This is a genomic window from Clostridium pasteurianum, from assembly GCF_001705235.1.
Classification (GTDB): Bacteria; Bacillota; Clostridia; order Clostridiales; family Clostridiaceae; genus Clostridium_S; species Clostridium_S pasteurianum_A.
The window spans coordinates 4151677-4164559 of the sequence record NZ_MCGV01000001.1 but is presented as its reverse complement, the minus strand read 5'-3'; the positions used below and the strand labels follow the sequence as shown (position 1 = coordinate 4164559).

Below are 12883 nucleotides of genomic sequence, written 5' to 3'. Positions count from 1 at the left end.
ATAAAAACGATATTTTGCACGAATTCAGTCCGACCACAGACTTAGAAGCATTAGTTAAAAACTTTTTGACACTCCCTGCCCCTTGTCACAACAAAGGATTTTTACTTTCTATAAAAATATTTTTATATTATTTATTATTTTTTTATTTTTCTTAAAAATTTTTCCTTTGCTTGACTCAATAAGTCTTGCATATGCATCTTACTATCTATATCCTTTATGTATTCGTCATGTATAAGTATATGTGTTGCCTTGCTTACTGGTATCAAGTTACCGTCTTCAAGTCTCTTACCCCAATCATCTTTAAGTTCTACTATATGATGTACAATATCTGCATACACAATCCTATTGTTAACAATGAATTCATACACATCCAACCCGTGATACAACTGTATTGTTTGCCTTCTCTTTACCATCCATATCTTACTTATGTAGAACCCTTGTTCCTTTGTATCATTTCTACTCTTTTTATATTCTCTATACTTCTTTCTTCTATTACCATCCACAATGTTACTGCAATCATCACAATACTTTTGATCCAATGGTATCATCACCTCATTGCAACGTGGACACATCTTAAACATTCCCATTACAACACTTCCCTCGAACGCTTTATTGATGTAATGTCTTCCATTACTTAGCTAATAAGTAATATACCTACACATATACTTGTCCCTTTAGTATCTTGGCAATGTAGAACCCCAATTCCAAATAATAAAAGTAGAACCCCTAAAATAAAAACAATAATACTGCTGAACCAACTGAACCTTTTTATTATTAACTTCTTATCTTTTAACATGGCACATTCCTTGTCAATGTTTCATTCTTCTTTATTTCATCTACTGTATATATCTTTAATCTTGTCTTACAATCTCCGTTATGTTCATTGTCTATTAATGGTTCTATGTCAACATCCAAATTTAAATCCGTTAAAGCTTTCACAACTTCATTAGTAACATTACAAGCATAAGTATTAATATCTATAGTTCCACTTAAACATCTTGTCTTTGCCATTACATATCCTCCCATTTTATTTATTTTACTTTTACTTTCTTTGACTTTAAAAAATAAAATAAGAAGGTATTACTACCTTCTTTTAGTTTCATCATATTTATTTGATAAATAAGCATTTGCTTTACCTTGCTGAACCTTGCCTATAATTCCACCAACACCAGACAAATAAAGCACTATAATTATTGCACTTATTATTAGACTAGAACCAAAGATTTTAACAATAAATATAATTGGAATAAATCCAATAATCAATAAGACTATATATTTAGTTAAAGTTATTTTATATTTTCTATTCACCTAAACAACCCCTTAAATAAATCCAATATACTAAAAGTGGTTCTGTGATAAGCTCTATTATACATACTTTTTTCAGGATTATTAACTAATCCCATTCCCTTTTTACTATATAGAGGATTTACACTTTTTTGGCTGCTCTTGTTATTCTTCCTGTTGTACGTGCTTTTACTCTACGTTTAATACTTGGCTTTCTTATACCCATTCTCATACTAACATCACCTTTTTAGGAATATTATACCATATGTAACTATTCAAAAAAGAGTTATTTTTCAACTTTTTCTATTATATAAATCTTCTGATTCTTTTGCATATTACATCTACCAATTAAATCAACTATTGACCCTTCACAGGATAAAACAAGTGATATAGTTTTTTTATATATTCAATTTCATATGAAGTAATACATTGAACTGTAGCTCTTTCAAGTTCTCTCCTACATTCATTATAGTCTTGAAATTTAGGATTAATTTCCCCCATATCTTTTTCAAAATTTCCTATATCAGCATAACCAGTTTCTTTTAAGTTATAAGCATACTTTATTATAATATGTTCCGAATTTGTATCCATAGGTTCATATCTATAATCATAACTTTTTCTCATTTCTATATCACCCTAATCCCATACAAATTTTTTATCTTTTAGTATTGGCAAATTGCCTAAATTATCTTCTTTTATATCATCCTTTTTTGTTTTTATATATTTAGGGTTATCTTTAGGATAATATATCACTTCTTCACCATAATCCCATTCACCTGTTACCATATAAGCAGTAAAAACTTCTTTTACATTCGTATTTTCAATTAATTCTATAACATTTTTTCTTGATAATTTTTCAAAATCATCATTTGAAATCTTACCCATAAAAAAATCTTCCTTACTATCACACTTATACGCTTTTACTGCTAAAATTGTTTTACGTTCTTCATTATCCTTATAGCAAGCTTCTGTAATTGCATAATATTTCTTTATATCATCCATTCTAACACACTCCAATCAAATATATTTTTACATATACTTCTACAATTGAAGTGTATTTCCTCTTAAATGTCGAATGATTATAAAGAAAGAATTATTTATATTTTGGCATTCTGTTATATCCTATTATTGGATTATTTGATTCATATAATTTTATATATTCTATTTCTTTGCGATTGACTTCCTTATCATCAGCACTTTCAGATTGCCATAAAATTTCTTTTCGTATTGTAAAGTCTTTTCTCTGTTCTCTAATAAAATCTTTTTCAATCAATTTACTATTTGCACTTCCAAAATAATTAATGTCATCAGTTAAATCCTTACCTATATAAATCTTGCCATTTGGATAAGTAATTTTATAAATAACTTTCATTATTGACACCTCAAACTTACATATAGGTTGCTTATATACTTGTACCATAACCAAATTATTCTTAATTTATAGTCTTGGTCTTCTTCTTTCATTATCAATGAATTTTTCCAAATATTCTTTTATGGCTATTTTAATTATTTCTTCTTTATCTAATATAGTATTATTTTCATCTATAGAGTCAAATTTATCTATAATTATGTCAATAATATCATTAAATTTAATAGTGACTGGAGTTGAAGGTGTCTTACCTAAAGCTACACTATATTTAAATTTGCCAACACCTTCATTTTTAATTAAATCTTTATTAAAGCCTTCTTTATAATAGCATTCATCTAATGTTTTAATTAATATTTCATTAAATATTTTTTCATATTCCTCTGGACTACCAATTGCCATATTAACATCCCCATGATCTATTTTGCATCTAATAAAATTTTTTTATTATTATTTTATAAAATTCATTAGCTATCTTATTTCTCCTATTAGTAGATATTCTTATAGGTCAATGTATTTTATATTTCCATTAATTTTAAATTGATTTTTAAACTTCAACACTTCATACTTTATTTTTATAGCTTTCTCGATATTTTCAATTACCTTTTTAGCTTTTTCAAGATTTTTAGCTTCTCCAATATTAATGCGTATTCTATTTGAATAATAATTATCTTCATCAATAAAATTCACAATTCCTACTGGAATAATTTTTTCACTATTATAAACATTATCTTTTTCTACGATAAAATCAATATTATTAGATTTAAGATATTCTTTATTATCTATGTCAGTAACTTCAAAATCGTTATTACCATTTATAAACGAACTGTAATACTCATCATTATCCTTTTTTACACTAATATCAACATAGTATTTTGTTTTAAGCCTCTCATGATATGCACAATATAATATTTCAATTTTCGTGGTGCTCATCTCCTAATATTGTAATTTTATAATTTATTCTTCAATATTAGTTCATAATCCTTCTTTTATCAAACTGTTATACTATTTTTATATCAGTTCTTTCTAAATATGGCGTATACTCAGTTTGCTTAAAATTCAATTCATATTTCTTTTCAGATAGAAAACCTTCGTAGAATTTAACAGTTCGGCTTTGCCCTCGCATAATGAGTGAGATAATTTCCTTATACACAAATGGCATTTTTGCACCAAAATATATCCCTGTTAAACACTTATTATCATATACATAAAGCTTATTACATTCTTTATGAAGTAATCTCCATTCTTTTTCATATCCCCACTGCTTATTTTTAGTACATATACTATCAAGAAATTTATCTCCTACTTTTGATATATCCAACGAAATTTTAGGATAATCATCACTGTAATTTACCTTTCTAATTTTATTAAAAAGTTCATACCTTGTATCAAATTCCAAACAGAATCCACTATGCTTATCAGCATAATGAGACCACATAAGAATATTATCATATAATTCTGAAAAACAAGATACGCCATTATATTTTTTAAAATTATTCGCAAATTCTTCAACTGTTTTTTCAGCAGCCTTTTCTATATTATCACTCTTCTCCTTAGATAATTCAGGTGCAGTAATTCCATGCCTTTTCAATGAATCATTTAATATATCATTTCCAGAGCGTTTATCTATATTAAATCTTAATTCAAATGGATCATTGAAATCATCTACATTTGAAAACCATATTTGATTGTTTTTTAAATTAGCTAAAGTATAATTGTTAACTGGCTGATATTTATACAATTTATTAGGGATTATCCTATGTTCCAATTCATAACGCATCCTTTACATTTTTTCTTTTATTATACTACTTGTACCCATAATGTTCTATATCTTGTAATATAATTAAACAAAAAATACAAATAAAGGATATTTAATTAACTATCTTTATTATTATTTATTTATTTCAAAAAAGTAAAATCCAGCATACAGTATGAAACTCATATTTAGTATCTAATATTATAATATCATGGTGAAAGATTTTGACATTGAATTACTTTAATCTAATTCTTTAACTTTTCTAATAGCAAAAGCCACTTGTTTAAAGCAACTATTATATTTTAAGTTCATTATTATAATGAAATTGCTTTAGCAGCTCCATAACAGTATTAGTCTTAGCAAATATAAAAGCCCATTGTTCTTGTCCATTTCTAATTATTTTTTCTATACGTTCCGCGTAAATATTTTTTCAATATAACCATGCTATCTTTCCTCTATTTACAAGAGCTATTTCATTGTTATTCTCCAATCCATAAATTTTAGAGTAAATTCTAGCATATTCTGTTCCCATAAATTCAGATACCTCTCGTTTTGATAAATCCCTTAAAATCCAATTAGCAGTACCAAGTGCATCTTCTACAGTATCAACAAACTTTTTATTTTCATCTTCATTACTTTCATACTTTTTTAAATGGTATTCTTCATATTGCCTGTCCAAATACATTTTCATATTATCAAAAGTTTCTTTATACATATTTTGCTTTAAATAATCTATGCACTCTACAATTTCCTTTCTATCTTTATTTACATATTCAAATAATAAATTTCTATCATCCTTTTTATCTGGTATAGCACCAAAATAGAATTTATTTTGTGATGGCAATTTTTTTAATTCTCTGATTTTCTTTATAATATTAATCATCTTTATTCCTCGAGTCTAATTAGTTCAATATTTGACAGTATATACTTTTTTGTACTAAAATAACTTCTACAAACAAATTTTATAGGGGATGATTAAAACGAAAAAATTTATTGTTTTATTTGGTGGAATATTTTTATTAATTATTATGTCTATATCAAATATTCCTATTTTAAATGATGCATTCTCTTCATTAATAAGCAACTTGCCTGTAATAGGGAATATTACAACTTTCATTGATATCTTTAATGTTTATAAAATATTAGGAAATTCACCTTTAACTATTCCAAAAGTGTACTTGCTTATTCCACATGCTATTTCGCTCATAGCAACAATATGGATTTTTGAAAACACCTCTTTTTTAGATTCATATGATGAATCTTTAGATACATTGCTATCTAAAATCTTACTTAGAACTATCATTTATCTTATAATAATATTGTTACTAAAATGGTCTATCTTGTCAGTAATACATCTTTATACAAAAGCAATTAATGAAATAACTTCCTTTCAATTTTAAATCATTTATAATGCACTCATTCGCTTTTATTACATTTTCAAGATAAAATATGGGATACCACATGTCCCAATATGTAGGTTTAGCCAATCGCTTCAATATTATTATGATTGTTCATCCATTCCTTATATTCTTTTACCCATCTGTCATGTCCAATCCTGTTAGTGTATCCCTTGCATATGTCAAATTTAATTTCTATTACATTTTTATTAACTCCATCCTGAATCATATCTAAAATCTCAAATACATTTTCTTTTGATAACTTTGTATTATGTCCATTATTTTCTCCACTTGTTATAGCACTTCTTTTTTGCCTATAATTCGCTGCTTCTTTGCCACGTCTAATTTTCTTATTTAAATTTTTTATAGCATTTTTATTATACATTGCACAATCCGAATACAAATCCAAATAATATTTTTCCATTTTGTATAAGTCCTTTACATTACATTCTTTCAAAATTATAAATTCAAAGCTTTTCTCACCATATTCGTTGTAATCCTGCTGCATTAATTTATTAGCACAACCGCCTCTAAGCTTTGCTTTATAATTACTAAACCTTCTTTTGATATCTTTAGAAGAACCAACTCTTACTCTTCTTGTTATGTTATTTTTAATTAAATAAATTCCTATTTTTACTTTGCTCATAATAATATCCCCCTTAATTTTTTATAAAATAAAAAGCAAGTAGATTAAACTACCTGCTCTGGTACTAATTTTTGTTAATTTTAATATTTACCTTGCAACACTGATGATTTAACTTTTGATGCTTATACTTCACATAAAGGGAAAGTCTATAACCTTTACCAACCTATTTGAGGAGGTAATCTATACCTTAAACTTGATTGATTTTTCCTTATGGTCTACTATGTCCAGTAGGCTGACCAAACCCCGTTTTGGTATGATTAAATTACAAAAAATAATAAATACCCATGCAAAATCATATCTCAAGCAAAGAAATTTTATCTCTACTATAATAGTACTTTTGGACAGACCTCTAGCCCTTTATTTATGCGATGTTCAAAAAAAGTTACAATACTTTTATACACTTTTTAAACATTCTAATAACATTTTTTTATGTGTTACGAACAAGACACTTAGTACTAACATTTTACAATTCTTAAAATCTTTATTTAGTTTAAATAATATAACCCTCATTGTTTGAGGAATTATATTTTTATTTTTCATTTTATCTATCAATCCATTTTTAACCCACCTTATTATATTTTCTGTCTTTCTTTCACTTTCTTTGTCTCCTTTTACATAATTCATTCTAGCTCCATTTATTTGTCTTTGTGCCTTATTAAAAACTTCTTTCATAAAACTTATCTGTGTATTATAATATCCCCTTGTCTTTATTCCTTTGCAACATATGTCTTCTAGCTTCAACACTTTTGTGTGTTTACTTCTAGGAATTTTATTTAATACTTCATTTAAATAATCCATTGGTGTATCCATAAAAGTAAAAATACTAGACTTTGACTGACCAGCATATTTAAAAAATACAGTTCTTACTATTTTATGTGTTTTAAAGTCTTTATTAATCCTAAATAGTATTACTATTAATCTAATATGAGCCATGATAAAGCTCGATACAAGTTCATACACACATTTTTTCTTGATAATGGTATAATTTTACGTTATTACTTAATAACTGTTCTGTATAAAGCTTGTACAAAAATTATAATAAATATTTAACTGACCATCACATTGAAGATCGGTTATTATACATTCCTTAATTAGTTTATCGCATACAAAAACTAATAAGCAGTCTTATAAATAAAAAATAGCTTATAACTATTGATATATAAGAGTTTGATAAAAAAGTTGGCTATTTAAAAGTACCTATATATTTATATAATATATATTTATTATAGGTATCTTTAAATAGCCAACTTTTAATTTTTAATTAAAATCATTATAAATAAATGGTTAAGACCACTTTCTTTTGTTTCTTTTCTTTGTTGGTCAGCTCTTAGTTTCCTTTGTGGAATGAAATGGAACAAAAAACTATGAGTTCATACAAAGAAAAGAAATTTAGTCCCCTATTACTATCAATGACACTTAATATTTATGAAATGTTCTTCTTTCTTTGAACCAACTTCTTTGCGATTCAGCGGTAAAAAGAACCGCTCGGATTCGCAGAACCTTCGCTAAAGAAGAAGAACCAAGAAAGAAAGCTCTTATTTATTTTATTTGTAAGTTGGTTAGTATATTATAGAAAACGACCGGTTTAGAAAATCTATATATAATTATATTTGTATTAATACTATATACATTTATATTATAGCGTTTCTAAACCGATCGTTTTTTTGATGTTATAAAAAGTTGTCACTTTTAGAAATGCTATAATAAATATATATATTTAGTATAATTATATATTCTAAAGGTGACAACTGTTTTGTTAAACTTTTTCTTTTATATTTTCTATTTCATAAGACAATAATATTTTCACTATACTTTCTATACCGTTACTATATTCTGGTGATACTCTAATTTTATCAGAATCATATTTATAATAAACTGTACCCCAACTTTTATCTTGAAGATATTTGTCTTTTACTTTTTTCACTTCATTTTTAATGGATTTAATTACATTGCTACTAAATTTTTCATTTAATTGCTTTTCATACTCTTGAATGTTTTTTTGCCTTTTTACATTAACATGATTAATTTTATAACCTTTGTAATATCCTGCTATCCTATCATCTTTTTTGGTTAATATAGGCAGCACAATATCATTTACTTTTTTATAAAATTTCTCTTTTAATTCTATTTTCCAAAGTTTTTGTTTATTGGTGATATTCATTTTCTGCATTATCTTTTTTTCTGCATTAATTATTATTTCTTCTTGTAAGATAGTGGTTTTTTTCTCTACATAATTATCATAATAAATTATATAACAATAATCATATTCAATTTTTTTCTGCCTTTGTAATCTATTGAGTGAACTTTCAATAGCTTTTTTTGATTTACTATTTACTTGGAAAAACACATCATTTTCTGCAAGTTCATTTGATTTATATTTATTTTGCATATATTTATGAAATTTTTTTCTGTTTCCGTTACACATTTTATAATTTTTATTAACCATATGCGTTAATTCTGCCAAGCCATTACTAGTTATATACATAACATTGCTATTTTTTTTAAATAATATGTTTTCTATTAATACATCTAAATATTTACCATAAATCCCTTTGTAATTATCGACTTTGCCACGATTATCTATTTTTTCCTTTGGATTAATATAAATTTCATCTATAATAAAAGCATTGCCATCTTTATGATATGTAAAATACCTTTCCCATTCTTTAAATTGTAGCTGTTTAGATTTACCTGTTTTTATTTTTTCTTTCAATACATCACATAGTATTTTATAATTTTTATATTTTTTATTTAATTCTAAATTGTTAATATTCATATTTATTTTCTCCTAATTGTTAATTATTTAATTCTGCTCTTAGCTGTAATAATCCCGTTAAAGCTTTATTGAATTTTTCTGTATTCTTAAAACTATATACCTGCTGTCCTAAAAAATTGGTAAATTTATAATATCTAAAGCCTAAAAAATTTAATGAATCAGCTAAATTCTTTTTATGTATTTCATGATACTCTTTTTTGTTAGTATCCATAATTTATTTTCCTCCTAATTCTTTATATTTTTTTGTGTCCTATCTCTACTATAATACCACTTTTGGACAGACCTCTAGTCCTTTACTTATGCGGTGTCCCAAAAAAGTGTTTACTGATTTTGTTGCTTTCAATAGTATAATCTTAATAAATACTATTATAAAGAATTTGAGATTTTACCTTCTTATATCTTCATAATAGGAAATAAGGTTTTTTTAAACACTTTACATTTAGTATCTATAAAATTAACTTTCATACTTATTTTTATAAATATAATAAACGTTTATGGAATAGTAATTTTAAAGGTTTTATATTTCCTTCATTTTTTGAAATTTTAATTCATGTTCATTAACTTTTTTACTAATACTGTCAAGTCTTTTATCAATATTATCAAATCTTTTCATTATATTTTCATACATACTTTGTATTACATTTAAAAGTTTATCATATTGTTCATTATCCATTTTTACACCCTCTTTATTTAATATTATATAACAAAGTGACTAATGTATTAAAGTTTACTAATACCATATAAACTACCAACTAAACCACTTAAACAAAGCTACTTTAAATAAAATAAATATATTTATAGCTCTAATTTACAAATTATAAATAACATATATTTTTTCATATCTCCATTATCTTTTATTTACAACCCAGCATTACTTCTATATAGCTTGAATAAGACTACTCTGTATATGCTATAGCATAATTTATCCACTAGAATATAAATCCTCTGTATAAAGCTAATACACGCTTATAACTATATTTGTCATTTTCATAAAAATAATTAAAGTTCATCCATTAAAAGGTGAACTTTAATTACACAAAACTATAGTTGAAATGTAAAAAAACCATCTTACTTTTACAGATTATTTAGATTACCAACTTCATCTTTTGTACAAAATACAAAATTATAACATTCTTTTATTATTTTATCATTTGGAGCAATTGTCATCCCTGTTTCTTTATTATAATTTTCTAAATATCTATCATCTTTCTTCGTAAATGTTACCTGTTTTGCTTCTTTTATAATTTCTTCTATAGCTGCTTTACAAAATTTAATATCACTTTGATCATGTAAATCTACATCTTTAGGTATATCTAATAAATAGCTTCCATCACTCCCTCGCTCTATTTTTCCAAATGATCTTACTCCTACAGTGAAGTCCCAATCATCATTATAAAGAATAACATAATGAGTATTATTAAATATAGGCATCCAAAAAGACCTACATTCGTCAGTACTATTCCTTCTTGATATTATATATTCTCTTACTTTCCTGAATACCTCTAATTTGTTCATTATCTTTTCAATTCCTTGTAAATTCTTTGTATTTTCCACTTTTATTATCTCCTTTGTCTTTATAATTATATTGTACCCCATTGGTACTCCATTATCAATAAATTTATAAAAATAAAAAAGAGACTTTTTCAGTCTCCTAAATTTGCCTTATGTATAGTTTTACGCTTCATATCTCTATACCAATCCGCTTTATCCTTGTACCCTAGTTTTTTAATAGCTTTTTCTAGCTTTTCAAGTTCTTCTTTTGTATCTCTTACTTGAAAGCGTGGATTCTCTGCCATACTATCACCTCTTAATGCATGATACTCCATTTGTACTCCTAATGTCAAATTTATATATGCTGGAGTAATTCCAATATAAAAAAAACAATTATATAACAAAAAATTTTCTAATTTAAATTTAATTAAAAAGAATAACACAATAAAATTAATATTGTTCTATCCTAATTGTATTCACATTAACTCTAATAAATTGTACTAAACTACTATTTATCATATTCTTTATTTTCCGTATCACTATAAAATAAATCATATATTTTTCTTATAATATATTACTTCTATATCCATACTAAAATGCATTAACAATTCAAATTAAAATATTAATGTAAAAATCAGAAATAGTTATTCTAATTGATTTAATCGTAATTTCACAATAGATTTGCTATACCTTATTGTTTTTTATGTTATAATTTATAAAATGCACTTTAAAGTTTGTTTTTCATAAATAATAAATTAACAAAATATAAACAAATGGGGCGATTAAAAATGGAAATGAAACTAATTGAAGTTAATGAAGAAAGAAAACAAGAAGTTTTTAAAATAATTGATCTAAATTCAAATATTTCTAAAGTGACTTTTAATTATGTAGGAACAGAAAAACAATTAGATAATTTTTTCCAAACAGCTTGTTTAGGATATTTGAGAAGAAATAAGTTAATTGACTAAATTTAATAAAGGTAGAGAATGACTTCTCTACCTTTTATCATACTTTTCTTTTTGTCCAACAAAAATGTTTTTCAGCTCTTCTACTGTTAAACATTTTTTTCTATTTCTGTGTATCATTCTATGACAATTAGAGCATAACATTCTAATCTCTCTTATATTTACTTCTCTCATATCATCAAACTCAGAAAGTGGATTCTCATGATGTCCTTCTATATAATCTTTCCCCCAGTCTCCATATTTGGCATAAAAATCAGTATTACATACTTCACAATATAACTTTCCATGTTCTTTTTTAAATAGTTCTTTTGATAATTTTATTACTTTTGGATTTCTCTCTATTTTCTTATGGGTTGTTAAATATCTTTTTCCCTCTTGGAAAACCCTGTCATTATATTTATCAAGATTAATCTTTACGAAAATGTTTTTATTTTTAGGTTTGTGTGTTTGGGTGAATCCCAAATAGCTTCTTACTTTTTTATATAAATTTGGTGTTAAGCATAATTTTTCAGCTATATCCTTATCATAATAGTTATCTTGCATTGATAATATAATTTGTTTTAATTTGCTCCCATACCTCATACATGCTAAATCAATACGATCTTTATCATATATTTTAAATTCAGAATATACTTCATCTAAAAATTGAATATATGCTTCATTTTCAAATCTACCCTCTGGTTTTAATTTAAATTTATTTTCAAAATATTCAATATCATATTTTATATTATACAACGTAACATTTTCAATAAATATATTTCTTAATTCTAATTTGTTGTATTTTGAATAAACTTTATTTCTATATTTACCTAGTATATCATTTATCATTTTTTTTCGTTCATCAAGTATTGGATTTTTTATATGTTCATTCCAATACTCCCATCCAACATGCTCTATATAATCTGTTACATATGTTGTAATATTTTCCTCATTATAAATTTCATTTTCAAGTATTTTATTATCACTATCTTTTATTATATTTAGTATTGCTCTAGCTATACTTGTATAATATTTCACATTATATTCACGTTGTTTTTCTATATATGTAATTCTAAACAATTTATATATTGCTTTTCCAACATCATTTTCTTTTGTAATTTTTAATAGTAATTTTGTAAATTGTTTTGTAAACTTTAATCTATCCTGCTTATTAATTATTATCATCCCCAACATAATTTTAAGCTTATAATACACCATTTGTA

General features: G+C 25.0%; 20 protein-coding genes. 1 reads left to right on the top strand and 19 read right to left on the bottom strand.

The window, feature by feature from the left end:
• Nucleotides 1-134 precede the first annotated feature (134 nt).
• The 18 genes from BEE63_RS18680 to BEE63_RS18595 form a co-directional block, all read right to left on the bottom strand.
• Complete coding sequence (locus tag BEE63_RS18680; RefSeq protein WP_081312606.1) at nucleotides 135-587, bottom strand: hypothetical protein; 453 nt, start codon at nucleotides 585-587, stop codon at nucleotides 135-137.
• 202 nt (nucleotides 588-789) lie between these two features.
• Nucleotides 790-1011, bottom strand: coding sequence for a hypothetical protein (locus tag BEE63_RS18675; RefSeq protein ID WP_066022823.1), 222 nt, complete (start codon nucleotides 1009-1011; stop codon nucleotides 790-792).
• A gap of 72 nt (nucleotides 1012-1083) precedes the next feature.
• On the bottom strand, nucleotides 1084-1308 hold the full coding sequence (locus BEE63_RS18670; protein ID WP_066022822.1) for a hypothetical protein: 225 nt from the start codon (nucleotides 1306-1308) through the stop codon (nucleotides 1084-1086).
• Nucleotides 1309-1641: 333 nt separating this feature from the next.
• A complete protein-coding gene (locus BEE63_RS18660; RefSeq protein WP_066022821.1) occupies nucleotides 1642-1908 on the bottom strand; it encodes a hypothetical protein in 267 nt (88 codons plus the stop codon).
• Between the two features lie 12 nt (nucleotides 1909-1920).
• Complete coding sequence (locus BEE63_RS18655; protein WP_066022820.1) at nucleotides 1921-2286, bottom strand: DUF3892 domain-containing protein; 366 nt, start codon at nucleotides 2284-2286, stop codon at nucleotides 1921-1923.
• A gap of 91 nt (nucleotides 2287-2377) precedes the next feature.
• Nucleotides 2378-2656 (bottom strand): hypothetical protein, encoded by a 279-nt coding sequence (locus BEE63_RS18650; RefSeq protein WP_066022819.1) that lies wholly within the window; start codon nucleotides 2654-2656, stop codon nucleotides 2378-2380.
• 66 nt (nucleotides 2657-2722) lie between these two features.
• Complete coding sequence (locus BEE63_RS18645) at nucleotides 2723-3052, bottom strand: hypothetical protein (RefSeq protein WP_066022818.1); 330 nt, start codon at nucleotides 3050-3052, stop codon at nucleotides 2723-2725.
• Nucleotides 3053-3151: 99 nt separating this feature from the next.
• The gene (locus BEE63_RS18640; RefSeq protein WP_066022817.1) at nucleotides 3152-3583 is read right to left on the bottom strand and encodes a hypothetical protein; all 432 of its coding nucleotides are present in this window, start codon (nucleotides 3581-3583) and stop codon (nucleotides 3152-3154) included.
• Nucleotides 3584-3650: 67 nt separating this feature from the next.
• On the bottom strand, nucleotides 3651-4430 hold the full coding sequence (locus BEE63_RS18635; RefSeq protein WP_066022816.1) for a DUF2971 domain-containing protein: 780 nt from the start codon (nucleotides 4428-4430) through the stop codon (nucleotides 3651-3653).
• A gap of 406 nt (nucleotides 4431-4836) precedes the next feature.
• The gene (locus BEE63_RS22180; RefSeq protein ID WP_066022815.1) at nucleotides 4837-5289 is read right to left on the bottom strand and encodes a hypothetical protein; all 453 of its coding nucleotides are present in this window, start codon (nucleotides 5287-5289) and stop codon (nucleotides 4837-4839) included.
• Nucleotides 5290-5538: 249 nt separating this feature from the next.
• A complete protein-coding gene (locus tag BEE63_RS21810) occupies nucleotides 5539-5709 on the bottom strand; it encodes a hypothetical protein (protein WP_157797122.1) in 171 nt (56 codons plus the stop codon).
• A gap of 176 nt (nucleotides 5710-5885) precedes the next feature.
• Complete coding sequence (locus tag BEE63_RS18620; protein ID WP_066022813.1) at nucleotides 5886-6449, bottom strand: GIY-YIG nuclease family protein; 564 nt, start codon at nucleotides 6447-6449, stop codon at nucleotides 5886-5888.
• Between the two features lie 393 nt (nucleotides 6450-6842).
• Nucleotides 6843-7382 (bottom strand): hypothetical protein, encoded by a 540-nt coding sequence (locus tag BEE63_RS18615; protein WP_066022812.1) that lies wholly within the window; start codon nucleotides 7380-7382, stop codon nucleotides 6843-6845.
• Between the two features lie 823 nt (nucleotides 7383-8205).
• Nucleotides 8206-9225, bottom strand: a complete 1020-nt coding sequence (locus BEE63_RS18610) for a hypothetical protein (protein WP_066022811.1) — start codon at nucleotides 9223-9225, stop codon at nucleotides 8206-8208.
• A gap of 19 nt (nucleotides 9226-9244) precedes the next feature.
• Complete coding sequence (locus BEE63_RS18605; protein WP_066022810.1) at nucleotides 9245-9436, bottom strand: hypothetical protein; 192 nt, start codon at nucleotides 9434-9436, stop codon at nucleotides 9245-9247.
• 306 nt (nucleotides 9437-9742) lie between these two features.
• The gene (locus tag BEE63_RS21805; RefSeq protein ID WP_175400864.1) at nucleotides 9743-9898 is read right to left on the bottom strand and encodes a hypothetical protein; all 156 of its coding nucleotides are present in this window, start codon (nucleotides 9896-9898) and stop codon (nucleotides 9743-9745) included.
• Nucleotides 9899-10299: 401 nt separating this feature from the next.
• Nucleotides 10300-10779, bottom strand: coding sequence for a hypothetical protein (locus BEE63_RS18600; RefSeq protein WP_139111568.1), 480 nt, complete (start codon nucleotides 10777-10779; stop codon nucleotides 10300-10302).
• An 89-nt stretch (nucleotides 10780-10868) separates the two neighbouring features.
• Nucleotides 10869-11051, bottom strand: coding sequence for a hypothetical protein (locus BEE63_RS18595; protein WP_066022808.1), 183 nt, complete (start codon nucleotides 11049-11051; stop codon nucleotides 10869-10871).
• A gap of 453 nt (nucleotides 11052-11504) precedes the next feature.
• Between BEE63_RS18595 and BEE63_RS18590 the strand changes: the two genes are divergently transcribed.
• Nucleotides 11505-11684 (top strand): hypothetical protein, encoded by a 180-nt coding sequence (locus tag BEE63_RS18590; protein WP_066022807.1) that lies wholly within the window; start codon nucleotides 11505-11507, stop codon nucleotides 11682-11684.
• A gap of 27 nt (nucleotides 11685-11711) precedes the next feature.
• Here BEE63_RS18590 and BEE63_RS18585 read toward each other — a convergent pair whose 3' ends face one another.
• Complete coding sequence (locus tag BEE63_RS18585) at nucleotides 11712-12878, bottom strand: HNH endonuclease (protein WP_066022806.1); 1167 nt, start codon at nucleotides 12876-12878, stop codon at nucleotides 11712-11714.
• Between the last annotated feature and the right edge of the window lie 5 nt (nucleotides 12879-12883).

What these genes read in the sequence shown, in the direction of transcription:
- BEE63_RS18590 (WP_066022807.1), top strand. Translation starts at nt 11,505, where the DNA reads ATGGAAATGAAACTAATTGAAGTTAATGAAGAAAGAAAACAAGAAGTT.
- BEE63_RS18645 (WP_066022818.1), bottom strand. Translation starts at nt 3,052, where the DNA reads ATGGCAATTGGTAGTCCAGAGGAATATGAAAAAATATTTAATGAAATA.
- BEE63_RS18675 (WP_066022823.1), bottom strand. Translation starts at nt 1,011, where the DNA reads ATGGCAAAGACAAGATGTTTAAGTGGAACTATAGATATTAATACTTAT.
- BEE63_RS18620 (WP_066022813.1), bottom strand. Translation starts at nt 6,449, where the DNA reads ATGAGCAAAGTAAAAATAGGAATTTATTTAATTAAAAATAACATAACA.
- BEE63_RS18650 (WP_066022819.1), bottom strand. Translation starts at nt 2,656, where the DNA reads ATGAAAGTTATTTATAAAATTACTTATCCAAATGGCAAGATTTATATA.
- BEE63_RS18610 (WP_066022811.1), bottom strand. Translation starts at nt 9,225, where the DNA reads ATGAATATTAACAATTTAGAATTAAATAAAAAATATAAAAATTATAAA.
- BEE63_RS18660 (WP_066022821.1), bottom strand. Translation starts at nt 1,908, where the DNA reads ATGAGAAAAAGTTATGATTATAGATATGAACCTATGGATACAAATTCG.
- BEE63_RS18680 (WP_081312606.1), bottom strand. Translation starts at nt 587, where the DNA reads ATGGGAATGTTTAAGATGTGTCCACGTTGCAATGAGGTGATGATACCA.
- BEE63_RS21805 (WP_175400864.1), bottom strand. Translation starts at nt 9,898, where the DNA reads ATGGATAATGAACAATATGATAAACTTTTAAATGTAATACAAAGTATG.
- BEE63_RS18595 (WP_066022808.1), bottom strand. Translation starts at nt 11,051, where the DNA reads ATGGAGTATCATGCATTAAGAGGTGATAGTATGGCAGAGAATCCACGC.
- BEE63_RS22180 (WP_066022815.1), bottom strand. Translation starts at nt 5,289, where the DNA reads ATGATTAATATTATAAAGAAAATCAGAGAATTAAAAAAATTGCCATCA.
- BEE63_RS18635 (WP_066022816.1), bottom strand. Translation starts at nt 4,430, where the DNA reads ATGCGTTATGAATTGGAACATAGGATAATCCCTAATAAATTGTATAAA.
- BEE63_RS18615 (WP_066022812.1), bottom strand. Translation starts at nt 7,382, where the DNA reads ATGGCTCATATTAGATTAATAGTAATACTATTTAGGATTAATAAAGAC.
- BEE63_RS18605 (WP_066022810.1), bottom strand. Translation starts at nt 9,436, where the DNA reads ATGGATACTAACAAAAAAGAGTATCATGAAATACATAAAAAGAATTTA.
- BEE63_RS18655 (WP_066022820.1), bottom strand. Translation starts at nt 2,286, where the DNA reads ATGGATGATATAAAGAAATATTATGCAATTACAGAAGCTTGCTATAAG.
- BEE63_RS21810 (WP_157797122.1), bottom strand. Translation starts at nt 5,709, where the DNA reads ATGATAGTTCTAAGTAAGATTTTAGATAGCAATGTATCTAAAGATTCA.
- BEE63_RS18585 (WP_066022806.1), bottom strand. Translation starts at nt 12,878, where the DNA reads ATGGTGTATTATAAGCTTAAAATTATGTTGGGGATGATAATAATTAAT.
- BEE63_RS18640 (WP_066022817.1), bottom strand. Translation starts at nt 3,583, where the DNA reads ATGAGCACCACGAAAATTGAAATATTATATTGTGCATATCATGAGAGG.